This is a genomic window from Vibrio sp. B1REV9 (genome assembly GCF_905175395.2).
Classification (GTDB): Bacteria; Pseudomonadota; Gammaproteobacteria; order Enterobacterales; family Vibrionaceae; genus Vibrio; species Vibrio alfacsensis.
Window position 1 is genome coordinate 635805 of sequence record NZ_CAJIMW020000221.1, and the last position, 25967, is coordinate 661771.

Below are 25967 nucleotides of genomic sequence, written 5' to 3' on the forward strand. Positions count from 1 at the left end.
CGCCAGAATATTGAAATAACCCCTCTCGTAGTCCATTAACTTTACGGATTAACAGTGGTATAGTGCGGCCAAGAATTTTTGGCATAAAGGATGACTATGCTATACGACTATATGGATATGCTCGAGTCTATTGGGCTTGATCTTCTTTTTGCTGCTATCTTCTTTTTCATTGGGATGGCAATAAAAGATGTTCTGAAAGAAGGTAATGTACCGGTTTTCGGTCGTCGTATTGTGTGGTTAGTTCTTTTCCTTGGCTGTGCTGGTTTCATTGCTAAAGGCATTATTCAACTCAGTTGGGAAGGTTCGGGGCTAGGCTAATTACCGCTCCGCCATCGCCAGTAACAAAACAATGTAAAGGTATAGACTCTATGGCAAGTGTAGGTATCTTCTTCGGTAGCGACACAGGTAATACTGAAGCCGTTGCAAAGATGATTCAAAAGCAACTAGGTAAACAACTAGTTCACGTTCAAGACATCGCAAAAAGCAGCAAAGAAGACATTGATAGCTTTGATCTTCTTCTTTTAGGTATCCCTACTTGGTACTACGGTGAAGCGCAATGTGATTGGGATGATTTCTTCCCAGAACTTGAGCAAATCGACTTCTCAACCAAGCTGGTTGCAATCTTTGGTTGTGGTGATCAAGAAGATTACGCAGAGTACTTCTGTGATGCTATGGGTACTGTACGCGACATCGTTGAAGCGAAAGGCGGCACTATCCTAGGCCACACTTCAACAGACAGTTACGAGTTCGAAGCATCGAAAGCGCTAGTTGAAGGCGACGACAGCCAATTTGTTGGTCTATGTATTGACGAAGATCGTCAACCAGAGCTAACAGAACAACGCGTTGAGAACTGGGTAAAACAAATCTACGAAGAAATGTGCCTAGCTGAACTCGAAGGTTAAGAATACATTCTGACATCAAAAGACCTCTATTTCGGAGGTCTTTTTTTATGCAAAATATCGTAAGTATGGTCGTTATTTAGCCTCAACTTGATAGTTTTCGCAATTACTCACAATTACGGTTAACAACTACTGCGCCTCTGTGGCGACCTCTTCTTCACGATACTGAGGCTTTTTCCTCACATACAACTTGCGCTGCACTTCAGAAACCACATTTCCGTTTTTATCTTTTACATGTGTAATGAACTCAGGGAAACACTTCTCACCATTTCGCGTCAATTGGTAGATTTCATCAAGCATACTGTCTGTGACTTCAAAATCAGCAAACAAATCACTCTGCCCAGGCTTAATAAAATTGATGCTAGCTTCTTTATCCCATACGTAATATTCCTCACGTAAAATACCCATCAGCATTAATGAATAAATTGGGTCAGTCAGTGAAAAAATGCTCCCCCCATACTGAGTCCGATTCGCATTTTTATTCCACCATCGAAGCTTCAGACGAACTTTAACCACTCTAAAATCATCAGAAATATGTAAGATTTTAATACCTGCCCCCCAAAATGGCGGCCAAATATTAAGCGAAAACTTAACTATCCCTGGCTTATATATTTTTTCAAGTCGCTTATTCATACCTATCCATAGTATTTTCGATTCAATGTTATCAATTTGTAACTGGTCTGATCTGTAATATAATCGACCCGTTTCCAATTTACAAAAAGAATCTATTAACCCTTTGAAGTTCGTGGTTTAATGTTCACGGTGCTTCGCCTATAATGGTAAGCATAATAAATTCTGTTAAATCGCTGCAGATGATCCAACGGGAAAGTATATGTCAGATAATAATCAGGCGCTGAAGGATGCGGGCTTAAAAGTAACCCTTCCAAGGCTAAAAATTCTAGAAGTACTTCAGCAGCCAGACTGCCAGCACATCAGTGCTGAAGATTTGTACAAAAAGTTGATTGATCTAGGTGAAGAGATAGGTCTTGCAACAGTTTATCGTGTACTCAACCAGTTTGATGATGCTGGTATTGTCACTCGTCACCACTTCGAAGGTGGTAAATCCGTATTTGAATTGTCAACTCAACATCACCATGACCACCTTGTGTGTCTTGATTGCGGTGAAGTTATTGAATTTTCTGATGACGTGATTGAACAACGTCAACGCGAAATTGCGGCTAAATACAACGTGAAGCTAACAAACCACAGCCTTTACCTTTACGGTAAATGTGGTGACGGTTCGTGTAAACAGAACCCTGACGCACACAAGCCAAACAAATAGAATCGAGAACGTTTCTAAAATAAATATTTTAAACGCTGGCAATGGTCAGCGTTTTTTTATATCAAAAAAACGCCAGCGATTAAGCTGGCGTTTTTGTAGCAATTATTTTTTCAGCAGTTAACTGAGATTATTGATTCTCAATTTTCGCCCATGTATCACGTAGACCAACCGTACGGTTGAACACTAACTTCTCTGCTGAAGAATCTTTTGAATCTGCACAGAAATAGCCCATACGTTCAAACTGGAAGCCTTGCTCAGCTTCTGCCGCCACCAAACTTGGCTCAACAAAACCGTTGAGAACCACAAGTGATTCTGGGTTAATTGTCGCAGCAAAGTCATTTGCAGCCGCTGGGTTAGCAACAGTAAACAAACGATCGTATAAACGAATTTCAGCTGGTAAGCCTTTATCCGCAGATACCCAGTGAATAACACCTTTTACTTTACGGCCATCTGCAGGGTTTTTACCTAGCGTATCCGCATCATAAGTACAGTAAATCGTTGTAATGTTACCCTCTGCATCTTTCTCGATACGTTCCGCTTGGATAACGTATGCGCCACGCAGACGAACTTCTTTACCTAGAACTAAACGCTTGTACTTCTTGTTCGCTTCTTCGCGGAAGTCTTCACGCTCAATCCAAACTTCGCGAGTAAATGGTACTTCACGCTCGCCCATTTCAGGCTTGTTTGGATGGTTAGCGACGGTCAGTGTTTCTACCGCACCTTCTTCGAAGTTTTCGATAACGATTTTCACTGGATCTAAAACCGCCATTGCACGTGGTGCATTTTCGTTTAGATCGTCACGAATACAAGATTCTAGTGAACCGAACTCAATCATGTTCTCTTGTTTCGTTACACCGATACGCTTACAGAATTCACGGATAGATGCAGGTGTGAAACCACGACGACGTAGACCAGAAACGGTTGGCATACGAGGGTCATCCCAACCATCAACTAATTTCTCAGTCACAAGTTGGTTTAGTTTACGTTTAGACATCACCGTGTATTCAAGATTCAAACGGCTGAATTCGTATTGGTGTGGACGACAATCAATCGTAATGTTCTCAAGTACCCAATCGTACAAACGACGGTTGTCCATGAACTCTAGCGTACAAATAGAGTGCGTAATGCCCTCTAATGCGTCAGAGATACAGTGTGTGAAGTCGTACATTGGGTAAATGCACCACTTGTCACCCGTTTGGTGGTGAGTCGCGAAACGTACACGGTAGATAACAGGATCACGCATTACCATGAATGACGAACCCATATCGATCTTCGCACGAAGACACGCTTTACCTTCTTCGAATTCACCTGCACGCATTTTTTCAAATAGCGCTAGGTTTTCTTCGATTGGGCGATCGCGGTAAGGGCTTGGTTTACCCGGCGCCGTTAGCGTACCACGGTATTCACGAATCTGCTCTGGACTTAGCTCATCAACATACGCTAAGCCTTTATTAATCAATTCAATTGCATATTCGTAAAGCTTATCAAAGTAGTTTGATGAGTAACATACTTCACCATCCCATTCGAAGCCCAACCAGTTTACATCTTTCTTGATAGACTCAACGTATTCGATGTCTTCTTTTTCAGGGTTTGTATCGTCGAAACGCAAGTTACATTGACCCTGGTAGTCCTGAGCAATACCGAAGTTCAAACAGATAGACTTAGCATGACCGATATGCAGGTAGCCATTTGGCTCCGGCGGAAATCGAGTATGCACGCTAGTGTGTTTACCATCCGCTAGATCTTTATCAATGATCTGGCGAATAAAGTTTGATGGACGAGCATCAGTTTCACTCATCTATAGCACCTCAAATATTAGTATTGTCAGAGAAAACGGTACTCTGCAACCAAGGTTGGTTTTGCAGAGTGCATTGTTCCTAATGATCCACAATTCTTGTCGATTAGACAACAAGAACCGTCGTTAAAACGACAATATTTCTCTACTTAACTAAGCTGCAACGCCGATTTCATTCATATAAACAAAAAAAGACCTCCCAAGGGAGGTCTTTACAGAGAGTCATTAAGATGTAATTAAGGAAGTTTTACATCTGATAGGTCTTCACCTGCACCGATTGCTTTCATTTCACCAGCAACGATTTCAGCAAGAGGACCAAGGATTACTTGTAGGTTGTTTTCACCTAGTTTAACCACACCTTTCGCGCCTAATTTCTTAAGTACAGCTTCGTCAGCAACAGAGCGGTCTTTCAGCGTTAGACGTAGACGAGTGATACACGCGTCGATTGAAGTTAGGTTATCGTGACCACCTAGCGCTTTTAGATATTGACGTGCTAGGTCACCTTTTTTCGCATCACCTGCAGCTGGTGCCGCTGGCGCTTCGTCGTCGTCTTCACGACCTGGCGATTTCAGGTTGAAAGCACGGATTGCGAAGCTGAATGTGAAGAAGTATAGAGCACCGAAACCTAGACCGATTACTAGTAAAACTAGAGGTTTAGTTGCTAGACCCCAGTTTAGTAGGAAGTCAATTAGACCTGCAGAGAAGCCGAAGCCGTGCAGTGTACCAAACATGTTCGCAACGACTAAAGATAGACCAGTAAATACCGCGTGCATTGCGTATAGTGCAGGCGCTAGGAACACGAACATAAACTCTAGAGGCTCTGTAATACCTGTTAGGAATGAACAGAATGCTACTGAGAATAGTGCACCACCAACTTGGCTGCGTTTTTCAGCAGGCGCTGCTAGGTACATTGCTAGAGCTGCACCAGGTAGACCAAACATCATTACAGGGAAGAAACCGTTCATGAATACACCAGCAGACTTATCGCCACCGAAGAAACGGTGTAGGTCACCAGACTTGATAGTATCTGTTACAGTGTTAACAGTTGCAGTGATTTCAGGCGTTACTGTGTTAACAAAGTTGAACGTGTACTCTTGGCCTGCTACTAGAGTTTTCGCTAGAGCTGGGTCAACACACAACTGTTTTAGTGATGGTAGAGCTTGACCAGCTGCAGATGCTGCTGAAATCACGATCTCTTGACATGACCCCATACCGAACCAGAAGTAAGAGTTCAATACATGGTGTAGGCCTACAGGGATAAGTGCGCGGTTAAGCGTACCGTAAACGAATTGACCAATAGCGCCAGAAGTAGAAACTGCGTGAGCTAGAGCGTCAAGTGCGCCTTGAATTGAAGGCCATACAACACCCATGATTGCACCCATTACTAGAGCAAACAGACCAGCCATAATAGGTACTAGACGTTTACCCGAGAAGAATGCCAACCACTCAGGAAGACGAGTAGCATGGAAAGCGTTGTAAGAGTGACCAGCGATGATACCTGCAATGATACCGCCAAAGAATGACATATTAACGCTTGCATCGATTGTAGCTGCAGTTGCCGTTAGTACGAAGTAAGCAACTGCACCAGCAAGACCAGCTGCACCTTGACCATCTTTAGAAAGACCGATCGCGATACCTAAACCGAATAATAGTGGTAGTTGGCTAAAGATTGCGTTACCAGCAGATGCCATAAACGCGATATCTAACAGGTCAGGTTGACCCAAACGTAGTAAAAGCGCTGCAACTGGAAGCGTTGCGATAGGAAGCATAAGAGCTTTACCTAACTTCTGCGCGTATCCAAGAATATTCACCTTAAGTTCCCCCTATAGGATTTTATGTTTTGTCGAATGACTTATTTCAGTCGTTCAATTTAGTCGCTATCAGTTTATGATATTAATTTTGCTCCGCAAATTAAAACCTCATTGTTTGTGATCATAATCACCAGATTTTGCCCTCACCAAAGGTTTTTGCTAGCGAGATCATAAAACTTATTTTATTATACGAAAAAATGGCGTTTTAAAGATAATATTCTCGCACTTTATGCAAGAAAGAATCAGTGTTACTTTATGTATATTAAAGCTCGATCACTGTAACTTCGCTCTGAGAAATAATCATAAAATCGAACTAAAGCCCAGTTTTTCAGATGGTTACAATGACAACAACATTGATAAAACGCGGCTTGCTGTATGTGACCTGCTATCTAAATCAGTGATACAAACTAAGTAATCCATATGACTCACACAGTCATCACCTAGATAGCACGTCATAAATTGAATTCTCATTTATAAGGATTAGCTGACTATGTACGCGCTAAGTAACTGTAAAATCTATACCGGTAGTGACGTTCTAACTAACCATGCGGTTATCATTGAAAACGGTCAAATCCAATCTGTAGTGCCAGAGGCCCAACTACCTAGCGGTATTGAAGTTAAAGACCTGAACGGTGCGAATCTAAGCCCAGGTTTTATTGACCTTCAACTTAATGGCTGTGGCGGAGTGATGCTAAATGATGAAATCACTCCAGAAACCATGCAGATCATGCACCAAGCTAACCTTAAGTCTGGCTGTACAAGTTTCCTTCCTACTTTAATCACTTCTTCTGATGAAGACATGCAAGCGGCTCTAAGCGCTGCGCGTGAATACCACAATAAGTACCAAAACCAATCTCTAGGTTTGCACCTTGAAGGTCCTTACCTAAATGTCGCGAAAAAAGGCATTCACAGCGTCGATTTTATCCGTCCATCAGACGACGGCATGATCGACCTAATCTGTGCAAATGCGGATATCGTTGCGAAAGTAACCCTTGCCCCTGAGCAAAATGATCCTGAACATATCGCCCGTCTAAAAGCGGCAGGTATCGTGGTTTCAATTGGTCACACTAACGCAACCTACGCGGAAGCACGCGAAGGATTTGAAGCGGGTATTACATTCGCGACTCACCTATTTAATGCGATGACACCGATGGTTGGCCGTGAACCTGGCGTAGTTGGTGCAATCTATGACACCCCTGAAGTTTACGCAGGTATCATTGCTGACGGTTTCCACGTTGATTACGCAAACATCCGAATTGCCCACAAAATCAAAGGTGAAAAGCTAGTTTTGGTGACCGATGCCACAGCTCCAGCAGGTGCGGACATGGATCACTTTATTTTTGTTGGTAAGAAAGTATATTACAGGGATGGTAAGTGTGTTGATGAAAACGGCACACTAGGCGGCTCAGCCCTAACAATGATCGAAGCAGTTCAGAATTCGGTTGAGCACGCGGGCATCGCTTTAGATGAAGCTCTACGAATGGCTACGTTGTACCCAGCTACCGCAATCGGTGTTGAGGATCGTCTTGGCCGAATTCGAAAAGGAATGGTGGCAAACCTGACCATTTTCGATCGTGACTTCAATGTAAAAGCGACGGTTGTTAACGGACAATACGAGCAAAATTAAGCATGAATGGCGGACAGATTGGTAACGTAGATTTAGTAAAACAGTTAAACAGTGCTGCTGTTTATAGGTTGATTGACCAACAAGGTCCTATCTCCCGCATACAGGTAGCCGATGTAAGCCAGCTTGCACCTGCAAGTGTTACCAAAATAACCCGTCAATTACTCGAGCGCGGCCTTATCAAAGAGGTCGCCCAACAAGCTTCAACCGGTGGTCGAAGAGCGATCTCTTTAACCACCGAAGACAAGCCTTTCCACTCTATCGCCGTTCGATTAGGGCGTGATTATGTTCAATTCTGTTTATACGACCTAAGCGGTACCGCATTAGCGTCTGACCAGCATGAATTGCACTACTCTAACCAAGCCGATCTTATCTCTGGTTTGATTGACTTGCTTAAAGACTTCGAAAGCCGTTGCCAAGACAAAATCGAGCAGCTCATTGCGATTGGTATTACCTTACCAGGCTTAGTAAACCCGACAACGGGTGTTGTTGAGTACATGCCAAATACGGATATCGACAACCTAGCATTGGGTGAAATCATTCGTGAGAAGTTCAATACGGCATGTTTTGTTGGTAACGATGTACGTGGCATGGCTTTAGCTGAACATTACTTCGGTGCAAGCCAAGATTGCCAAGACTCAATCTTAGTCAGCGTTCACCGTGGTACTGGTGCGGGCATCATCGTAAATGGACAAGTATTCTTAGGCTTTAACCGTAACGTTGGTGAGATTGGCCATATTCAAATTGATCCACTTGGAGAGCAGTGCCAGTGTGGCAACTTTGGTTGCCTTGAGACCGTGGCAGCAAACCCCGCGATTGTGCAGCGAGTAAGACAGCTCATCTCACAGGGCTACGAATCAAGCTTAACGGAACTTGAACATATTACTATCGAAGACGTGTGTAACCATGCCATCAACGGCGACGAACTGGCTAAACAAAGTTTAGTGCGTGTGGGTAATCAATTGGGTAAAGCCGTTGCTATCACCATTAACTTATTTAACCCACAAAAAATCGTCATCGCAGGCGATATTACGGCCGCTGAAGATATTGTTTTCCCTGCCATTCGACGCAACGTTGAAAACCAGTCTCTAAAAACATTCCATAACGAGCTTCCTATCGTCGCATCTCATATTGATAAGCAACCAACCATGGGGGCATTTGCAATGATAAAACGTGCAATGTTAAACGGAGTTTTGTTACAAAAGTTACTAGAAGACTAAGTTTATACAACTAATTGAGTTACAATTCGGGCTGTGGTTTTACAGCCCGTTTTTGTTTATAAGGACAATCACTCAATAGTATGGAAATAATTCTGATAACAACCGCATTCTTTGCGGGCTTCGTTGCGCTTAAATGCAACCTTCCTCCTTTAGTTGGTTTTTTACTCGCTGGCTTTGGCTTGCATACTTTCGGTTTTCAAAGTAACGATGTCATCATCACTCTCGCAGACCTTGGTGTAACACTCCTTCTCTTCACCATTGGTTTAAAACTGGATGTCAAAACTCTACTCTCTAAAGAAATTTGGGGAGGCGCCACTGCACACAATATTCTTTCTACTCTCTTTTTTGCATTGGTTCTGATCGGGTTAAAACTATTGGGTTTATCTTCATTAGCAAGCATGGAGAACACCCAGATCCTACTATTGGCATTTGCCCTCTCTTTTTCTAGTACCGTTTTTGCCGTTAAGACGCTGCAAGACAAAGGTGAAATGAACGCCACATACGGCACGCTAGCCATTGGTATCCTCGTTATGCAGGATATTTTTGCCGTCGTCTTCCTGACCGCTTCAACAGGAAAAATTCCAGAATGGTACGCGATTGGGTTGTTTGCACTGCCGCTTGCGCGCCCATTGTTCTTCAAACTGCTAGACAAAGTCGGTCACGGCGAATTGTTGGTATTGTTTGGCATCTTCTTTGCGCTAGTTGTTGGTGCTGGATTATTTGAACTCGTGGGAATGAAACCGGACTTAGGTGCGTTGATCCTTGGAATGCTGCTTGCTGGGCACCGAAAAGCATCAGAACTTTCCAAGTCACTGTTCAATATGAAAGAACTGTTCTTGGTTTGCTTCTTCCTGAACATTGGTTTATCCGCATCACTCAGTTTTACTGGTGTTGGCTTAGCTCTATTATTTATCTTGCTCCTACCAATCAAAGGTCTACTCTACTTCTTAACCATTAATCACTTTAAGTTCCGCGTACGCACTTCTTTGCTGACGTCGCTATCGCTTTTCAATTACAGTGAATTTGGCTTAATTGTTGGTGGCTTGGCTTACAAAATGGGATGGATGTCTAACGACATGCTTGCCGCGATTGCGGTAGCAGTTTCTATTTCCTTTATCATCTCAGCCCCACTCAATCGACTTGGTCATCAGATTTACCAACACTCTGGAAAATGGCTGCAAGAAACCGCAGCAGAAAAACTCAATCAACGCGATCAGTTGATCAATCCCGGTCATGCACAAGTTCTAATTTTAGGAATGGGACGAATTGGTACAGGTGCTTATGATGAACTACGCGCCCGCTATGGCAAGATTTCTCTCGGGGTCGAGGTTCGCGAAGATGCGGCGCACAAACATAGATCCGAAGGTCGTAATGTTATTGCTGGCGATGCAACTGACCCGGATTTTTGGGAACGAATCTTAGACACTGGCAACGTGAAAATGGTGTTACTTGCAATGCCACACCATCAGGGTAACCAAACCGCCCTCGAACAATTGCACAGTCGGAATTACAAAGGCCAAATTGCCGCAATTGCCGAGTATCCCGACCAACTTGAGGGCTTACTCGAAAATGGCGTTGATGCCGCATTTAATATCTATAATGAGGCAGGTAGCGGTTTCGCTCGCCATGTTTGCGAACAGCTCCAACCTCAATTTAGTCCGATGAAATAACGTTATTCACTTGACCACTTATTGAGCCCTCTGACAATAAAGAGGGCTTTTTTTGTACGCTTTCTATACCAAACTTTGATTTCATCCATTAAATAAGCCAATAAATTAAATACTATCTAACCAACAAGCCTTTTTATCATTTTTTTAATCACAAAACGTTGCTTTTTTTACTAAGAATGGCAAATTGAATCTATACCGATTAAATATTGTTTAGTTTAAAAAGGATGTTGTATGTGTTCAGTATTTGGCATTTTAGACATTAAAAGCGATGCCGCAGCATTGCGCCCTATCGCACTTGAGATGTCGAAAAAGCTTCGTCATCGTGGCCCAGATTGGTCTGGTATTTATTCATCAGATCGCGCAATTCTAGCGCATGAGCGTTTGGCGATCGTAGGTTTGAATAGTGGCGCGCAACCATTATACAGCCCTGATAAAAAACTCATCCTTGCTGTGAACGGTGAAATTTACAACCACAAAGAAATTCGCGCACGCTACGAGGGCAAATACGAATTCCAGACGGACTCTGACTGTGAGGTGATCTTGGCACTCTACCAAGACATGGGCGCTGACTTACTTGAAGAACTAAACGGTATTTTTGCATTCGTACTATACGATGAAGAAAAAGATGAATATCTAGTCGGCCGTGACCATATTGGTATCATTCCTCTTTACCAAGGTTATGATGAACATGGTAACTACTACGTCGCATCGGAAATGAAAGCGCTTGTGCCAGTATGTAAAACCGTGAGCGAGTTCCCTCCTGGTAGTCACTACAGTAGCTCAGATTCTGAACCACAACGTTACTACATTCGCGATTGGAATGAATACGCTGCGGTACAAGGCAACACCACAAGCAAGGAAGAACTGACTGAAGCATTAGAAGCGGCAGTGAAACGCCAGCTCATGACTGACGTACCTTATGGTGTGCTTCTATCGGGTGGATTGGATTCTTCTATCACGTCTGCGGTAGCAAAACGATTCGCAGCAATGCGTATTGAAGATGATGAAAAATCTGAAGCGTGGTGGCCTCAACTGCACTCATTTGCGATTGGTCTTGAGGGCGCACCAGATCTAAAAGCTGCACGTGAAGTTGCAGAGCAAATTGGTACCGTTCACCATGAAATGACTTACACTATTCAAGAAGGGTTGGATGCGATTCGTGATGTCATTTACCACATTGAAACTTACGATGTGACAACGATCCGAGCTTCGACGCCAATGTTCCTGCTTGGCCGTAAGATCAAAGCGATGGGTATTAAGATGGTGCTATCTGGTGAGGGTGCCGATGAAATCTTTGGTGGTTACCTCTATTTCCATAAAGCACCCAACGCGCAAGAATTCCATGAAGAGACCGTACGTAAACTGCTTGCCTTGAACATGTTCGATTGTGCCCGAGCAAACAAATCATTGGCAGCATGGGGCGTTGAAGGACGAGTACCATTCCTAGATAAAGAATTTATTGACGTCGCAATGCGTCTAAACCCTGCTGACAAAATGTGTGGCAACGGCAAAATGGAGAAACACATTCTGCGTGAGTGTTTTGAACACTATCTACCAGAAGCGATTGCATGGCGTCAGAAAGAACAGTTCTCTGATGGTGTCGGCTACAACTGGATCGATACACTGAAAGAAGTCGCTACACAAAAAGTGACAGACCAGCAAATGGAAACCGCACAATACCGTTTCCCTTACAACACGCCAACCACAAAAGAAGGTTACGTATACCGTGAGATCTTTGAAGAGTTGTTCCCATTACAATCTGCGGCTGAATGTGTTCCTGGTGGGCCGTCTGTAGCGTGTTCTTCAGCGAAAGCAATTGAGTGGGATGAATCGTTCCAAAACTGCGTGGACCCATCTGGTCGTGCCGTACAGACCGTTCACAACGATGCTTACTAGTGTTAAGTAATATCAATAAGGGTTGGTTCCGTTCCATCAACCCTTGAAAGAAAAACAAACAAAAAAGACAGACAAGATAGATACGATCAAAAAGAGGTGCAAACGCACCTCTTTTTTTATGTTTGAATGAAGTAACATCAATCTGGATAGGTATAAGCTATTTTAAATCTAAATCGCTGTTATCGATGCTCACTGGCACGCGTTTAGTGATCATTTGGACAAGCATAATGGATCGTTTCTCACCGTCTTGCTCTTGGAAGATCGCATCAATACCAGCAAATTGACCGCTTTTAACGCGAATCTCATCTCCTGGTTGGGGGATACTCTCTGAGCTGGCGTGTTCATCAGTACACTTGTCCAATAACCTCAGCTCATAGATCAGGTCACCTTGGATCTCTTTTGGCTGCGCACCAAATCGGACAAAATCCACCACACCGCGAGTGGAACGTACCGTCGTAAAGCTCAACCCTTGCTCGTAGTCAAATCGAGCAAATATATAACACGGAAACAGCGGCTCTTCGACTTTCTGACGCTTGCCTCGCAAGATTTTCTCTACATCAACCGTTGGGTAGAAACACTCGACACCTTGATTTTCAAGGTGTTGCTTCGCTCTAATCTGCTCACCGCGCTTACAATATAATAAATACCAACGTTTCATATTCTTCTAGCCAATTCCTTTTTTCTCATCCTAGCATTAAGCCAAAGATGAGTCATGGGCATTAAAACAATCAATTACAAAACGGTCAACTATTGAACATTTAGATGATTAGTCTGATGTCAAAATCCTCCTCCGCGTCTACAACCAAAAATGAAATGTAAGTTTGTAACACACCAAAAGCACCGACAATTTATCCACAAAAACAACCTAAAACAGCGACTTAACAATATTTTTGAATCGACACATGAAATTTTATTATTTGTCAGCGCCAAATTTGCGATGTATACGTAGTTTCCGTTAAAAAATGTAATAACTACTATTAGAAGAGCTTATGTCAAACCAACATCAATACTTTGGCCACCCACGTGGCTTGTTCTTACTGTTCGGTACTGAACTGTGGGAACGCTTTTCTTACTACGCAATGCGAGCCATCCTCGTTCTGTACCTCACTGATGCAACAATGAACGGTGGCCTTGGCTGGTCGACTAAAGATGCTCTAGACCTTTACGGCATCTATACTGGACTAGTCTACATCACGCCTCTTATTGGTGGTTACCTTGCGGATAACTACTTAGGCCAACGCCGCTCTATCTTAATTGGTGGTGCATTAATGGCGATCGGTCAGTTTACCCTCGCACTACCAGCAGATGCACTTGGACTGGGATCTCTACACTCATTTTACCTAGGTCTTGGGCTATTAATTGCAGGTAATGGTCTATTCAAGCCAAATATCTCTACTATGGTTGGTGACCTTTATAATGAGGGTGACAACCGTCGTGATGGCGCGTTCACTATCTTCTACATGGGTATTAATATTGGTGCGCTACTTGCTGGTGTGGTATCTGGTACAGTAACAAACGAATTCGGTTGGAAAGCAGGCTTTGTGGCAGCTGGTGTTGGTATGCTTATCAGCCTTGTAATGCAAATGACAATGGCTCAATCATGGCTTGGTGATATTGGCCGTGAACCAGCAGCTAAGCGCGATCTTGCGCTGAAAAAGTCAGCGAAAAAAGAGCCACTAACGAAAGAAGAAGTAGACCGCATTAAAGTTATCCTTGTGATGAGTTTATTCACTATCGTTTTCTGGGCTGGTTTTGAACAAGCTGGCGGTCTAATGAATATTTACACACAGCAGTACACTGACCGCATGATTGGTGGTTTCGAAGTACCTGCGGCGTGGTTCCAATCATTAAACCCATTCTTCATTATTACTCTTGCACCTGTATTAGCCGTTTTATGGGTGAAACTCGGTAAACGTGAGCCAAACTCACCTATGAAGTTTGCATTTGCAATGTTCTTCCTAGCACTAGGCTTCCTATGTATGGTTGGCGCTGTGATGGAACAGGGTGGCGACACTACTGCGAAAACATCAATGCTATGGCTAGTCGGTGCGTTCTTCTTCCATACTCTTGGTGAACTGTGCCTATCCCCAATTGGCTTGTCTCTAGTAACAAAGCTTGCTCCACTTCGTCTAGCTTCGTTGATGATGGGTGCGTGGTTTGGTTGTAATGCTATCGCAAACTACGTTGCTGGTTATGTTGGTTCACACGTTGGCGAACTTGGTGCCTTAGCTATCTTCAGTGGTATTGCAGTCACTGCGACCATTTCAGGTGTTATTCTACTGCTATTTGCCAATACGCTAGTACGTTGGATGCACGGTGCAGAGAATACACACAGCACAGCAGAACAAATTGAAGAGCAACAAACTCAAGTTGCTTAATATGGTTGGCATAAAGTACACATAAAATAAAGGGTCGCGATTGCGGCCCTTTTTCGTTTCGACCACCCCAAACGACTTTGGAATTAATTCGGGATAGATAAATGTCAAACAAATTGGCGTCAAAGCTTAGAACGGACTAACTCGACCATCATCTCGATATGCTCATCGTTGTCATTCAAGCAAGGAATGTAGCTAAAGCTATCACCACCAGCTTCTAAGTAGATCTCACGGCACTCCTCTGAAATCTCCTCAAGCGTTTCAAGACAGTCTGCTGAGAAAGCTGGTGTAATCACGTTGAGCTTCTTCTTACCTTGGTTTGGTAACACTTCTAACGTCTTATCCGTATAAGGCTGTAGCCACTCTTCACGTCCAAAGCGTGATTGATAGGTCATCCCTATTTGATTTGCATTCAAACCTAGCGCTTCTCCCAACAAACGGGTCGTCTCTTCACAATGTCTAGGGTAAATATCACCGTTGTCTGCATAGCGCTTCGGAATCCCGTGGTAGGAGCACAGCAAGTAATCACCTTGACCATTTTCCTCCCAATGTTCACGCACTGACTGAGCTAATGCCGCAATGTACTTTGGATGGTTATGATAATCACGAATAAAGCTAAACGCAGGCATCACAGGCATCTTTTTGAATGCCTTAGTCATACCGTCGGATACTGCAGCGGTCGTTGTGCCCGAGTACTGTGGATACAATGGCAGGACAATCACATGCTCTACGCCTTGCGCTTGCAGTGCTTCAAAGCCCGACTGCAGACTTGGGTTACCGTAAGTCATACCAAGCTCAACTGGCATGTCTAAAGCCAATCGCAACTTCTCTGCTTGTCGTTTAGAGTACACCATCAAAGGCGATCCCTCATCCATCCATACCGATTGATATAGCTTGGCTACTTTTGGGGCTCGAACAGGTAATATGATTCCGTGAAGAATTGGGCACCAAAGCCAACGCGTCATGTCTACAACGCGATGATCGTGGAGAAACTGGCTCAGAAAGCGTTTTATCGCAGGGGCTGTTGGCTCATCAGGCGTTCCAAGATTCACCAGTAACACGCCTTGTTTATTATTGTTTTTCATAACATCCTATTCATGGTAAACATGCGTTGTTTGTACGGAGCATTAAAGCAAATCGCTCACCACATCGACAAACAAAATAAAAAAGCGACCCTAAGGCCGCTTTCAAATATATCAAAATATCAAATTTTGCTGGTAGCAATTTATGCTAGTGCTTTCTCGATATCTGCACTTACTTCTGCAACTTGTTTAGTACCGTCAAATTTCAGGTACTTAGTGTTACCCGCTTCTGCTTCTTTACCGTAGTACTCGATAAGTGGTGCAGTTTGCTCGTGGTAAACACCTAGACGTGCACGAACTGTCTCTTCTTTGTCATCATCACGAACAACAAGATCTTCACCAGTTACGTCATCTTTGCCTTCCACTTTAGGTGGGTTGTAAACAACGTGGTAAGTACGACCTGATGGAAGGTGAGCACGACGACCAGCCATACGCTCAACGATCACGTTGTCAGCTACGTCAAATTCGATAACGTAATCTACGTCTACACCCATTTCTTTTAGGCCATCAGCCTGAGGGATAGTGCGTGGGAAACCATCTAGAAGGAAACCTTTCGCACAATCATCTTGAGCGATGCGCTCTTTGATTAGGCCAAGGATGATTTCATCAGAAACTAGCTGACCAGCGTCGATAACAGCTTTAGCTTGTTTGCCAAGCTCTGTACCTGCTTTGATAGCAGCACGAAGCATATCACCAGTAGAGATTTGTGGAATACCGTATTTATCCATGATGAAGTTTGCTTGTGTGCCTTTACCTGCACCTGGAGCACCTAGAAGAATGATGCGCATGATTTATCCTCTTTAATATTTAAGATTTATACCGAAGCTCACAACTGCTGGGCTTCTGCGACATCTTGCCTTGGAAGCACTTGCGACGATAAGTTTCGGTATAACGTATTGGCGAACAAAAATACACGCCTTATTAATCACATTCAAGTTTGAGATTCTAACACAGGTTTATTGAGCAATGAGCAGATTAAGACTAAAGAATGTTAGCGATGCCAGCTTTCCTATCGTATTGACTACTAACTCAACACATTTAGTGTGAATCTATGCGTTTACAGACAAAAAGCCCGCAGATCGCGAGCTTTTTGCCGATGTTTTACTATTAAACCTTAGTCAAAAGCTTGTTGATAGCACCAACAAACTGCGTTGGATCTTCCATCGAGCCTCGCTCAGCCAGCATTGCTTGACCTAACAAAACTTCGACCCAGCGACCGAACGCTTCTTCATCCGATTCATCAGCCATACGCTTAACAAGTGCATGATCAGGGTTAATTTCAAAAATGTACTTCACTTCTGGTACTGCTTGACCTGCGGCTTCAAGAAGCTTCGCCATCTGCGTACCCATTTCAAAATCATCCGTCACAACAACAGCGGGTGTTGTAGCAAGTTTAAACGTTGTGCGTACTTCTTTCACACGATCGCCTAGGTAAGACTTCGTACGCTCGACCACAGACTTAAACTCTTCTTCGGTTTCTTTCTGTTTCTCTTTTTCTGCTTCGTCTTCAAACTTACTGAGATCCAAGCCCGCTTTAGTGATGGATTGGAACTGCTTACCATCAAACTCCGTCAAGTAGTTCATCAACCACTCATCAATGCGGTCGAACATCAAAATCACTTCGATGCCTTTTGCTTTGAACTGCTCTAGGTGAGGGCTGTTTTTCGCGGCTGCGTAGCTATCTGCTGTTAGATAGTAAATCTTATCTTGGCCTTCTTTCATGCGTTCGATGTAAGAAGCAAGACTAATGGTTTGTTCTGCTGAATCGACTTCTGTTGAAGCAAAACGCAATAGGCCAGCCACTTTTTCTTTGTTGGCCATGTCTTCTGCGACACCTTCTTTCATGACCAAGCCAAACTCTTTCCAGAATGATTGATACTTCTCTTCATCATTCTTAGCCATGCGCTCTAGCATAGTCAGCACACGCTTAGTACATGCGTTACGCAGTGATTGAGTGACCTTATTATCTTGCAAGATTTCACGCGAGACATTCAGAGGTAGATCATTTGAGTCAATCAAGCCACGCACAAAGCGTAGGTAAGATGGCATGAATTGCTCTGCATCATCCATAATAAACACGCGTTGAACATACAGTTTCAAGCCTGATTTATGGTCACGATTCATCATATCCCATGGCGCTTTCGCTGGGATGTAAAGAAGACTTGTGTAGTCGTTCTTGCCCTCTACACGATTATGGCTCCACGTAAGCGGATCGGCAAAGTCATGCGAAACGTGTTTGTAAAACTCCTGGTATTCTTCATCAGAAATGTCTGATTTGTTGCGTGTCCAAAGTGCTTGAGCTTTGTTGATTTGCTCCCACTTTTTCTCACCCGTTTCTTTACCATCTTCATCGCGAACTACAGTTTGGATAGAAACTGGGATACCGATATGGTCAGAGTATTTACTGATCACATCACGCAGACGCCACTCATTGAGAAACTCTTTACCCTCTTCACGCATATGAAGCACGATGTCAGTGCCGCGAGAATCTTTTGTAATGTTCTCAATGGTGTACTCACCCTCGCCTGCAGAATGCCACTGAACCGCTTGGTCAGCCGCAAGACCCGCTGCACGAGTGCGAACGGTAACCGCATCCGCTACGATAAACGCTGAGTAGAAACCGACACCGAACTGGCCAATTAGCTGAGAGTCTTTACTCTGCTCATCAGACAGTTTTGAGAAAAATTCTGCTGTTCCTGATTTGGCGATAGTACCAAGGTGCTCAATGACATCTTCACGGCTCATACCGATACCATTGTCAGAGATGGTCAGCGTATTTGCACTTTCATCAAACGCAAGCTTAACGCCAAGATCAGCGTTACCCGCATATAAATCTGGGTTTGATAGTGCTTGGAAACGAAGTTTATCTGATGCATCTGACGCGTTAGAAATCAATTCACGCAAGAAAATCTCTTTGTTTGAATAAAGAGAGTGAATCATCAGGTGAAGTAACTGTTTTACCTCTGACTGAAAGCCACGAGTTTCTTTGTTTTGAGATACGGTTTCGCTCATGTTTACTCCATAACATCTAAACTAAGGGGGCTTAATTAACCTAGCCCGAACAGCAAAATTTAAATCAAATTGCTTAACTAAGATGTCATTAACATGCGGCTGACAAATGTAAATTCAAGGTCAATGTTAGCAAAAACAGTGTTTTTTAGATATTTTTGATTATCCTACGGATCTAAAAGTATCTAAAACGAAAAGAGAGCCCATTGCGCTCCCCACCTTTGTGATGAGAGTCACATTAAATCAAAACATCACCACCTAAGAAGAGCTAAATGACAAACATCGGCACCAAATTTCTACTTGCTCAAAGATTTGTCTTTGACCCAAATAGCAATTCGCTCGCAGATCAACAGAGTGGCGACGAAGTTGTACGACTAGGAAGTAACGAAAGCCGCATACTTCTCATGTTGACTGAGAGACCTAACGAAGTAATTAGCCGTAACGAACTACACGAGTTCGTGTGGCGTGAGCAAGGTTTTGAAGTGGACGACTCAAGCCTCACTCAAGCAATCTCGACGCTACGCAAGATGTTGAAAGATTCGACAAAATCACCTGAGTTTGTCAAAACGGTACCAAAGCGAGGCTACCAACTCATTTGTTCTGTCGAACGTTTAAATCTATTGTCTTCAGATACATCACTCTCCAACGATGACGAAGAAATTGAAAATGACACCGCTACTGCTGAGCTAGAGACATCAAACCCATCGGATGTTTCTCTCGACGCTCTGGAGAGTGCCGATACGGTGTCCGTTGAAGCAACACCAGCCCCATCTGAAGTATCATCTAAAAAATGGGTAGCACGCATTCTCGTACTATTTGCTCTTTTACTACCTCTGTGCGTCATCTTATTTACTAATCCTGTCGAATCTAAATTCCGTCAACTTGGCGAGTATCACAATGTGCCAATTATGACGCCCGTCAACCATCCTCAACTTAACGCTTGGCTTCCATCGATTGAGCAATGCATAAAAAGTTATGTTGAACACCACGTTGAAGACTCCTCACCAACGAAAGTGATCGCAACTGGAGGACAGAACAACCAGTTGATCCTCAACTATATCCACGGTAGCGAACACTCCTATGAGAACGTTACGCTGCGCATTTTTGCTAATCAAGCTGACCCAGCAGACATCTGTAATTAGAGGAAGATGAGATGAAAATTAAAATTGCATCTGCGCTACTCGCAGTGTCCGTTCTTTTTAGCTGTTGGTTGTATTGGGGCAGCGACCTCAAACTGGAGCAAGTCCTAACATCCAATGAGTGGCAATCAAACATGGTGACGTTGATTGTCGATGATGTTTCCTCTGATAGCGAAGTCGGCCCACTACGCCGTGTGAATGTGGAATCAAACGTTAAGTATTTACCAAACGGTGATTATATCCGCGTGGCTAATATCAAATTGTTTGCTCAGGATGGCGATACCGCTGACTCAACCATCAACATATCCGAACGTGGACGATGGGAAATCAGTGACAATTACTTGTTAGTATCACCATCTGAGTTTAAGGACGTTTCAGCTTCTCAATCCAAAGATTTCTCAGAAGCACAATTACGTTTAATCACTCAAATATTTAAATTGGATGCAGAGCAAAGCCGTCGTATCGATGTCGTTAACGAAAAAACACTCCTGCTGACTAGTTTGAACCACGGTTCTACGGTACTGTTTAGAAATTGATAACGATTCAATGAGAAAGGGGCATGATGCCCCTTTTATTTTGCACATGGATTGGCTAAATACGCTTACACTCTTCTTCGGCTCTCTTGTTGCCAACACCCTCGCATCACTGTCTGGTGGTGGCGCTGGATTGTTGCAATTCCCACTTTTGATTTTTCTCGGCTTACCCTTTTCGGTCGCACTTGGTACGCACAAAGTTGCTTCCGTCGCCCTTGGATTAGGGGCCGCAAGTACGCACCTAAAAGCAGGCACCATAAAACTAAACACGGCACTTTATCTCATTTTCGTTGGCAGTATCGGCGTTATCATCGGCGCAAACATCATTGTTCAAATTTCAGATCATCTCGCTGAAAAAATGCTTGGTGCGATGATTCTTGCTCTTGGTATTTACTCCCGTTTCAAAAAAGAACTCGGACAAACTGAGCAGGCCACTCATCGCGATACTCTGGGTTATGTTTTGGGCGGTTTGGGCTTAATGATAATTGGAATAATTAACGGCTCCCTTACCGCAGGATCAGGGTTACTCGTCACCTTATTCCTTGTCCGTTGGTTCGGTTACGATTACAAACAAGCCGTCGCTTACACGATGATTTGTGTTGGTTTATTCTGGAATGGTATTGGGGGTATCGCTGTCATACAAGCAGGTGCACCCATTCATTGGGCTTGGTTACCCGTATTGCTATTTAGTTCATTTTTAGGTGGCAGTTTAGGTGCTTGGGCTGCAATGAAATACAGTAATCGAATCATCAAGGTAGCATTTGAGATCCTTACCTTTGCGGTCGGCTTTAAATTGCTTCTTTAACGATTAGCAAACCGCTGCAAGACTCAGATTTAAAGAGCCACAGACTCTAAATAAAGGAAAGAAATCATGGATAAAGCCATCATCGACATTTATTACTGCCGGCAGTGCAATTGGATGCTTCGATCAACTTGGTTATCACAGGAGCTACTGCATACTTTTAGTGAAGAGATTGAAACCGTCAGTCTGCATCCAGACACAGGAGGACGTTTTGAGATTTTTTGTAATGGCAATCAAATCTGGGAACGCAAGAAAGACGGCGGCTTCCCTGAAGCAAAGGTACTCAAGCAACGCGTAAGAGACCTCATTGATCCAGAACGTCATCTAGGACATTCAGATACAAAATAGGGAGCGCATTGCTCCCATTATTTTCGAACGATTAAACGATTCTCAAATCATAGTCTGAGCCAAGACTTCACCATCCGGCGTTTTCACCGTGAGAGTTTTCCCATCCAGCAAGCCATAGCTTCGTGGTAAAGCATTACGGGGAAACGTCATTGAGCCTGGATTGAAAATCACAGCTTCCTCTTGCATTTCAGCGACCGGTACATGGGTGTGCCCGTGAGCAATAATATCACCGCTACGCAATGGTGGACGCTTAGCGCTGTTGTACAAGTGTCCATGCGTTAAAAACATACGTTGCCCTGATTCAAGTAAGAGCCAAGCGTAATCTGCCATCATTGGAAAGTTCAATAGCATCTGATCCACTTCACTATCACAGTTACCACGAACAGAAATAATGTGCTCACTATACTGATTGAGTAACTCCGCGACTTGAGTTGGGTTGTAGCCCTCAGGGATCGGGTTTCTCGGGCCATGGTTTAATGTATCACCGAGCAAAATCAAGTGCTGCGCACCAGATGCTAAAAACAGCTGAATCGTTTCTTCTGTTGCAGGTAATGAACCATGCAAATCTGAGGCAAAAAAGAGTTTCACGACATCGTCTCCTCAAAAAGTTTGAGGGTATTCTACGATATTCCTGCAGAAGCTCAACTGGTGTCCCATACGACTTAGCCTCGACTCGGGACTACATTGTTTAACGGCTTATGGCACTTAGCTAATTATGACGCTTAATTACTTGTACCACTTAATTACTTATGTCGAAGCATCTCCACCAGCATCGGTACAAGATAAAACCAGGCGATGTAAGCCGCTCCAACCAAAACAATTGTCCAGAAAACAAACGAAACAAACTTGGATTTCGCTAGATGATTAAGAGGGTCGGGTTCTCCGCAACCAGGGCAAGTATGAGCACGTTTCGATATTTGCTTCTCACATACAGGGCACGCAACTAACGGCATGTTATGACATCCTTAATGATTCTTTGTTTATCAAAGAATAAGCCTCTGAATACGGATATGCAATGACACCTATAGCCAAATCACACGCACTCACGGTTAATTTCAACATCGTTTGTCCTTTGTCTCAAACAAAAGATCCCATCGCTCTTTGAGCTAGGTTCTTACCCAAACACAATATGAGCAAACTAAAGACTACATAATACGTTGTTATCTTCACTCAAATGGGAGCTTAAGCCCGTTAAGCCCTGCTTTACACTAAAACCTTACTTTGTACTAAACCCTGCTTTGCACCAAACAAGCAAGAATTAGTAATAAAATCAACATCACAAGTCATTGAATTGATCACTTTTGATAGACAACAGCTATACTGTGTGCATAGTTTTTATGTTCAAAGGATAGATATGAAAATATTACTGACGGGAGGAACTGGCTTTATTGGGTCCGAATTATTAAAGCTTCTCACCACCCATAAAGTCATGTTGTTAACTCGTACCCCTGCACAAGCAAAACAACGTCTACAGCATGCTGATGTCGGCAATATTGAATATTTAGATTCTCTTGACTCGATAGAAGATTTAAATGATGTTGATGCGATCATCAACCTTGCTGGTGAGCCCATCGCTGATAAACGTTGGACGCAAGAGCAAAAAGAAATCATTTGCAAGAGCCGTTGGAAAGTCACTGAGCGAATTGTTGAATTAATTCATGCCAGTACCGAGCCACCATCTGTTTTTATTAGCGGATCAGCTGTCGGTTATTATGGCGATCAACAAGACCACCCATTTGATGAATGCTTACACGTCAACAGCGATGGTTTTGCCCATTCCGTTTGTGCCCATTGGGAGCAAATAGCTAAACGTGCTGAATCAGAACAAACTCGCGTATGTATTCTCAGAACCGGTATTGTACTTGGCTCCCATGGCGGCGCGCTAGCTAAAATGCTGTTGCCCTACAAACTTGGATTAGGTGGACCTATCGGCAATGGCCAGCAATACATGCCTTGGATTCATATACTCGATATGGTTCGCGCCATTATGTACCTCCTCGAAACACCACATGCTCATGGAGAATTCAATCTATGCGCACCTCACCCTGTTAGTAATCGTATTTTCAGTCGTACACTGGCAAAAACACTCAAACGCCCGCACATTCTGTTTACGCCGAAATGGGTAATGAGTATCGCAATGGGCGAATCTTCTTGTCTCTTGTTTGACAGCATACGCGCAAAACCCAAAAAACTGACCGAACTCGGATTTAAGTTCAGTTATTCGAGAGTAGAACCCGCACTTAAACACTTGCTTCAAGACCGAAGCTATTGAATGATAAGGCTCATTGCCCCTCAATGAGCCTTATCACATGAAAAAACAGTTCTTATCACCGGATGCTCAACTGGCATTGGTTACGTGTGTGCCCATGCATTACAAAAATATGGCTTCCATGTCATTGCGTCTTGTCGAAATGAACAAGATGTCGAACGCTTAAATCTTGAGGGATTGACCTGTATTCAACTTGATCTCAATGATCCACAAAGTATTACCCATGGTGTCCGTCATGCGCTTGAACTAGCAAACGGTAATTTGTATGCGGTATTTAACAATGGTGCATACGGTCAACCTGGCGCACTCGAAGATCTTCCAACACAAGCATTACAAGCGCAATTTCAAACCAATTTTTTTGGGTGGCACCAACTTGTCAGAGAAGTTCTGCCTCATATGCGAGCACAAGGGGAAGGTCGCATCATTCAGAACAGTTCCGTACTCGGCTTTGCCGCAATGAAATATCGAGGAGCTTACAATGCTTCTAAATTTGCCCTAGAGGGATGGACTGACACCCTTCGCCTAGAACTCATGGACACCAACATTAAGGTTGCATTGATTGAACCCGGCCCAATTGAAACGCAATTCAGACAAAATGCATTAAAAGCCTTTGAGCAATGGATAGATGTGGAAAACAGCCCGCACAAAGCGGCTTATGATGGCCAAAAACGACGGTTAGACAATGATAAGTCAAACAACAAATTCGTCCTCCCTCCCGAGTCTTGTATCAAACCCGTTCTGCATGCTTTAACCAATGATAATCCTAAAATACGTTATCGTATCACCACCCCGACCAAAGTCTTTGCGGTACTAAAGCGACTGCTCCCGACTCGCATCCTTGATAAAATTTTGCGACAGGCAGCATAAATACTTTTTGTCCTCATGTAATTTTAACGTAACAATGTGATGCCATTCTAAGCATGTAGGTTAAAAAACCTCATCATTCGAATCAATTTCTAGTTAGTGTTTACATCTACCGTTGCCTGAACATGATGTAGATACTCACTCTAGAGTTGGTATCGACACCCATTTCTGTTTTGTACATTTGCGAGACAACAATGACATTAAATCAGCTTAACTGGCTTAGTGTGGGTGTAGTGTTGACCATGTTCATCCTCTTTTGATACCACACTTAGCGAAAGGCAATAATTTTTCATTTCTTAGCATCTTCGCTTGCTATTAGGACAACGCTGCTTCGGCAGCGTTTTTCCTTTTTGCGCCTACTTTTTTGTGCCTAAATAACCTCTTTAACAGTGTGTGAGGTTACGCGAAACATCTCACTTGAATTTCCCAAAGATCAACTCCATATCTACAATCAAAGATGAGAACAAAAGCAAGGATACTCTGATGCAATCCCCATTTATCGTTGAGTTAACAGAACAAAATTTCCGTGAAGTGCTCGAAGGATCAATGAACACTCCGGTAGTCGTTCACTTCTGGGCCAATGCTCAGCCTGAGAGCGCACAAGTGATACCAGATCTACAAATGCTAGCTCAGCAATACAACGGCGCTTTTACACTTGCTTTACTTAACTGCGAACAGCAACCAGCGCTCGCCTCTCAGTTCGGTGTTCAAGTACTGCCTACCGTTGCGTTGTTCATTAATGGTCAGGCTGTAGATGGTTTAGGCGGAGCACAACCTATCGACGCGATTTCCGCCATGCTTGCCAAACATCTTCCAAGCCAAGATGAAATGCAGTTAAAACAAGCAAGCGAGTTACTACAGCAGGGCGAACATGCTCAAGCACTAACGATTCTGCAGACACTTTCAGAAGAACTCCAAAACCGTGGTGATGTAAAGCTAGCTACCGCAGATTGTTTACTAGAAACCAAACAGTTCGACTTAGCACAAAACCTATTAGCTGCCATCCCTCTTGAATACCAAGACAACTATTACAAAGGCTTAATTGCTAAATTGGATTTACATCTTCAAGCGGCAGATAGCCCAGAACTGCAACGACTTGAACAAGAGCACACTGCTAACCCTAGCAACCTTGAATTAGCCTGTGAACTCGCAGTGCAATACAATCAAGTAGGCCGAGATGAAGAAGCGCTTGAACTGCTTTGGAACATTCTAAAGACCAATCTGGGCGCGCAAGATGGGGAAGTAAAGAAAACCTTTATGGATATCCTGAGTGCTCTTGGTCAAGGCAATACTTTAGCTAGTAAATATCGCCGTCAACTCTACTCAATCCTTTACTGATGAGCGAAATG

23 protein-coding genes and 1 pseudogene are annotated in these 25967 nt (G+C 43.5%); 15 read left to right on the top strand and 9 right to left on the bottom strand.

What is annotated here, in order from left to right:
• The first annotated feature begins 96 nt into the window (after nt 1-96).
• Complete coding sequence (locus KHN78_RS03270) at nt 97-318, top strand: DUF2788 domain-containing protein (RefSeq protein WP_128812327.1); 222 nt, start codon at nt 97-99, stop codon at nt 316-318.
• Between the two features lie 50 nt (nt 319-368).
• Nucleotides 369-902, top strand: coding sequence for a flavodoxin FldA (fldA, locus tag KHN78_RS03275; RefSeq protein WP_211919798.1), 534 nt, complete (start codon nt 369-371; stop codon nt 900-902).
• 126 nt (nt 903-1028) lie between these two features.
• Here the strand turns inward: fldA and KHN78_RS03280 are convergent, their stop codons facing one another.
• Nucleotides 1029-1532, bottom strand: coding sequence for a DUF4442 domain-containing protein (locus KHN78_RS03280; RefSeq protein ID WP_211919799.1), 504 nt, complete (start codon nt 1530-1532; stop codon nt 1029-1031).
• A 199-nt stretch (nt 1533-1731) separates the two neighbouring features.
• On the opposite strand from KHN78_RS03280, the gene fcrX reads away from it, so the two are divergent.
• The gene (gene fcrX, locus KHN78_RS03285) at nt 1732-2181 is read left to right on the top strand and encodes a ferric iron uptake transcriptional regulator FcrX (protein WP_128811363.1); all 450 of its coding nucleotides are present in this window, start codon (nt 1732-1734) and stop codon (nt 2179-2181) included.
• Nucleotides 2182-2308: 127 nt separating this feature from the next.
• Here fcrX and glnS read toward each other — a convergent pair whose 3' ends face one another.
• Complete coding sequence (gene glnS / locus KHN78_RS03290; protein ID WP_128811364.1) at nt 2309-3979, bottom strand: glutamine--tRNA ligase; 1671 nt, start codon at nt 3977-3979, stop codon at nt 2309-2311.
• Between the two features lie 233 nt (nt 3980-4212).
• Nucleotides 4213-5787, bottom strand: coding sequence for an N-acetylglucosamine-specific PTS transporter subunit IIBC (gene nagE / locus KHN78_RS03295; protein WP_211919800.1), 1575 nt, complete (start codon nt 5785-5787; stop codon nt 4213-4215).
• A 490-nt stretch (nt 5788-6277) separates the two neighbouring features.
• Between nagE and nagA the strand changes: the two genes are divergently transcribed.
• From nagA to asnB, 4 genes are all read left to right on the top strand, one after another.
• Nucleotides 6278-7414, top strand: coding sequence for an N-acetylglucosamine-6-phosphate deacetylase (gene nagA, locus KHN78_RS03300; protein WP_211919801.1), 1137 nt, complete (start codon nt 6278-6280; stop codon nt 7412-7414).
• 2 nt (nt 7415-7416) lie between these two features.
• Complete coding sequence (gene nagC, locus KHN78_RS03305) at nt 7417-8631, top strand: DNA-binding transcriptional regulator NagC (protein WP_211919802.1); 1215 nt, start codon at nt 7417-7419, stop codon at nt 8629-8631.
• 80 nt (nt 8632-8711) lie between these two features.
• Nucleotides 8712-10301, top strand: a complete 1590-nt coding sequence (locus tag KHN78_RS03310) for a cation:proton antiporter family protein (protein WP_211919803.1) — start codon at nt 8712-8714, stop codon at nt 10299-10301.
• Between the two features lie 231 nt (nt 10302-10532).
• A complete protein-coding gene (asnB, locus tag KHN78_RS03315) occupies nt 10533-12197 on the top strand; it encodes an asparagine synthase B (RefSeq protein WP_211919804.1) in 1665 nt (554 codons plus the stop codon).
• A gap of 157 nt (nt 12198-12354) precedes the next feature.
• Here the strand turns inward: asnB and rfaH are convergent, their stop codons facing one another.
• Nucleotides 12355-12855: a transcription/translation regulatory transformer protein RfaH gene (gene rfaH, locus KHN78_RS03320; protein ID WP_211919805.1), complete on the bottom strand. Its 501-nt coding sequence runs from the start codon at nt 12853-12855 to the stop codon at nt 12355-12357.
• Nucleotides 12856-13186: 331 nt separating this feature from the next.
• On the opposite strand from rfaH, the gene KHN78_RS03325 reads away from it, so the two are divergent.
• Nucleotides 13187-14575 carry a peptide MFS transporter gene (locus KHN78_RS03325; RefSeq protein ID WP_128811370.1) on the top strand — a complete coding sequence of 463 codons (1389 nt, stop codon included), beginning with the start codon at nt 13187-13189 and terminating at the stop codon, nt 14573-14575.
• Nucleotides 14576-14694: 119 nt separating this feature from the next.
• On the opposite strand, the gene hemH is transcribed toward KHN78_RS03325, so the two are convergent.
• The 3 genes from hemH to htpG form a co-directional block, all read right to left on the bottom strand.
• Nucleotides 14695-15657, bottom strand: coding sequence for a ferrochelatase (gene hemH, locus KHN78_RS03330; protein ID WP_211919806.1), 963 nt, complete (start codon nt 15655-15657; stop codon nt 14695-14697).
• Nucleotides 15658-15797: 140 nt separating this feature from the next.
• Nucleotides 15798-16442 (bottom strand): adenylate kinase, encoded by a 645-nt coding sequence (gene adk, locus KHN78_RS03335; RefSeq protein ID WP_128811372.1) that lies wholly within the window; start codon nt 16440-16442, stop codon nt 15798-15800.
• Nucleotides 16443-16761: 319 nt separating this feature from the next.
• A complete protein-coding gene (gene htpG, locus KHN78_RS03340; RefSeq protein WP_211919807.1) occupies nt 16762-18666 on the bottom strand; it encodes a molecular chaperone HtpG in 1905 nt (634 codons plus the stop codon).
• A gap of 269 nt (nt 18667-18935) precedes the next feature.
• Between htpG and KHN78_RS03345 the strand changes: the two genes are divergently transcribed.
• The 4 genes from KHN78_RS03345 (at nt 18936) to KHN78_RS03360 (ending at nt 21485) form a co-directional block, all read left to right on the top strand.
• Complete coding sequence (locus tag KHN78_RS03345; protein WP_211919808.1) at nt 18936-19805, top strand: transcriptional regulator; 870 nt, start codon at nt 18936-18938, stop codon at nt 19803-19805.
• 11 nt (nt 19806-19816) lie between these two features.
• Complete coding sequence (locus KHN78_RS03350; RefSeq protein WP_211919809.1) at nt 19817-20338, top strand: regulatory protein ToxS; 522 nt, start codon at nt 19817-19819, stop codon at nt 20336-20338.
• A 46-nt stretch (nt 20339-20384) separates the two neighbouring features.
• A complete protein-coding gene (locus tag KHN78_RS03355; protein WP_211919975.1) occupies nt 20385-21140 on the top strand; it encodes a sulfite exporter TauE/SafE family protein in 756 nt (251 codons plus the stop codon).
• Nucleotides 21141-21206: 66 nt separating this feature from the next.
• Nucleotides 21207-21485, top strand: a complete 279-nt coding sequence (locus KHN78_RS03360; RefSeq protein WP_211919810.1) for a SelT/SelW/SelH family protein — start codon at nt 21207-21209, stop codon at nt 21483-21485.
• 42 nt (nt 21486-21527) lie between these two features.
• Here KHN78_RS03360 and yfcE read toward each other — a convergent pair whose 3' ends face one another.
• Together yfcE and KHN78_RS03370 are read right to left on the bottom strand one after the other, a co-directional pair.
• Nucleotides 21528-22073, bottom strand: a complete 546-nt coding sequence (gene yfcE / locus KHN78_RS03365; RefSeq protein WP_211919811.1) for a phosphodiesterase — start codon at nt 22071-22073, stop codon at nt 21528-21530.
• 155 nt (nt 22074-22228) lie between these two features.
• Entirely contained in the window at nt 22229-22438 is a 210-nt protein-coding gene (locus KHN78_RS03370) for a hypothetical protein (protein ID WP_223917759.1), read from the bottom strand.
• A 401-nt stretch (nt 22439-22839) separates the two neighbouring features.
• Here KHN78_RS03370 and KHN78_RS03375 point away from each other — a divergent pair, with 401 nt between their 5' ends.
• The 3 genes and pseudogenes from KHN78_RS03375 to KHN78_RS03385 all read left to right on the top strand — a co-directional run bounded on the left by KHN78_RS03375 (nt 22840) and on the right by KHN78_RS03385 (nt 25956).
• Nucleotides 22840-23757 (top strand): TIGR01777 family oxidoreductase, encoded by a 918-nt coding sequence (locus KHN78_RS03375; protein WP_211919812.1) that lies wholly within the window; start codon nt 22840-22842, stop codon nt 23755-23757.
• A gap of 39 nt (nt 23758-23796) precedes the next feature.
• Nucleotides 23797-24621: pseudogene (locus tag KHN78_RS03380) on the top strand (SDR family oxidoreductase); the annotation flags it as partial.
• A gap of 480 nt (nt 24622-25101) precedes the next feature.
• Complete coding sequence (locus tag KHN78_RS03385; RefSeq protein WP_211919813.1) at nt 25102-25956, top strand: thioredoxin family protein; 855 nt, start codon at nt 25102-25104, stop codon at nt 25954-25956.
• Nucleotides 25957-25967: the final 11 nt, after the last annotated feature.

Coding starts and splice junctions, on each gene's coding strand:
- KHN78_RS03270 (WP_128812327.1), top strand. CDS start 97: ATGCTATACGACTATATGGATATGCTCGAGTCTATTGGGCTTGATCTT.
- fldA (WP_211919798.1), top strand. CDS start 369: ATGGCAAGTGTAGGTATCTTCTTCGGTAGCGACACAGGTAATACTGAA.
- KHN78_RS03280 (WP_211919799.1), bottom strand. CDS start 1,532: ATGAATAAGCGACTTGAAAAAATATATAAGCCAGGGATAGTTAAGTTT.
- fcrX (WP_128811363.1), top strand. CDS start 1,732: ATGTCAGATAATAATCAGGCGCTGAAGGATGCGGGCTTAAAAGTAACC.
- glnS (WP_128811364.1), bottom strand. CDS start 3,979: ATGAGTGAAACTGATGCTCGTCCATCAAACTTTATTCGCCAGATCATT.
- nagA (WP_211919801.1), top strand. CDS start 6,278: ATGTACGCGCTAAGTAACTGTAAAATCTATACCGGTAGTGACGTTCTA.
- nagC (WP_211919802.1), top strand. CDS start 7,417: ATGAATGGCGGACAGATTGGTAACGTAGATTTAGTAAAACAGTTAAAC.
- KHN78_RS03310 (WP_211919803.1), top strand. CDS start 8,712: ATGGAAATAATTCTGATAACAACCGCATTCTTTGCGGGCTTCGTTGCG.
- asnB (WP_211919804.1), top strand. CDS start 10,533: ATGTGTTCAGTATTTGGCATTTTAGACATTAAAAGCGATGCCGCAGCA.
- rfaH (WP_211919805.1), bottom strand. CDS start 12,855: ATGAAACGTTGGTATTTATTATATTGTAAGCGCGGTGAGCAGATTAGA.
- KHN78_RS03325 (WP_128811370.1), top strand. CDS start 13,187: ATGTCAAACCAACATCAATACTTTGGCCACCCACGTGGCTTGTTCTTA.
- hemH (WP_211919806.1), bottom strand. CDS start 15,657: ATGAAAAACAATAATAAACAAGGCGTGTTACTGGTGAATCTTGGAACG.
- adk (WP_128811372.1), bottom strand. CDS start 16,442: ATGCGCATCATTCTTCTAGGTGCTCCAGGTGCAGGTAAAGGCACACAA.
- htpG (WP_211919807.1), bottom strand. CDS start 18,666: ATGAGCGAAACCGTATCTCAAAACAAAGAAACTCGTGGCTTTCAGTCA.
- KHN78_RS03345 (WP_211919808.1), top strand. CDS start 18,936: ATGACAAACATCGGCACCAAATTTCTACTTGCTCAAAGATTTGTCTTT.
- KHN78_RS03350 (WP_211919809.1), top strand. CDS start 19,817: ATGAAAATTAAAATTGCATCTGCGCTACTCGCAGTGTCCGTTCTTTTT.
- KHN78_RS03355 (WP_211919975.1), top strand. CDS start 20,385: ATGGATTGGCTAAATACGCTTACACTCTTCTTCGGCTCTCTTGTTGCC.
- KHN78_RS03360 (WP_211919810.1), top strand. CDS start 21,207: ATGGATAAAGCCATCATCGACATTTATTACTGCCGGCAGTGCAATTGG.
- KHN78_RS03370 (WP_223917759.1), bottom strand. CDS start 22,438: ATGCCGTTAGTTGCGTGCCCTGTATGTGAGAAGCAAATATCGAAACGT.
- KHN78_RS03375 (WP_211919812.1), top strand. CDS start 22,840: ATGAAAATATTACTGACGGGAGGAACTGGCTTTATTGGGTCCGAATTA.
- KHN78_RS03385 (WP_211919813.1), top strand. CDS start 25,102: ATGCAATCCCCATTTATCGTTGAGTTAACAGAACAAAATTTCCGTGAA.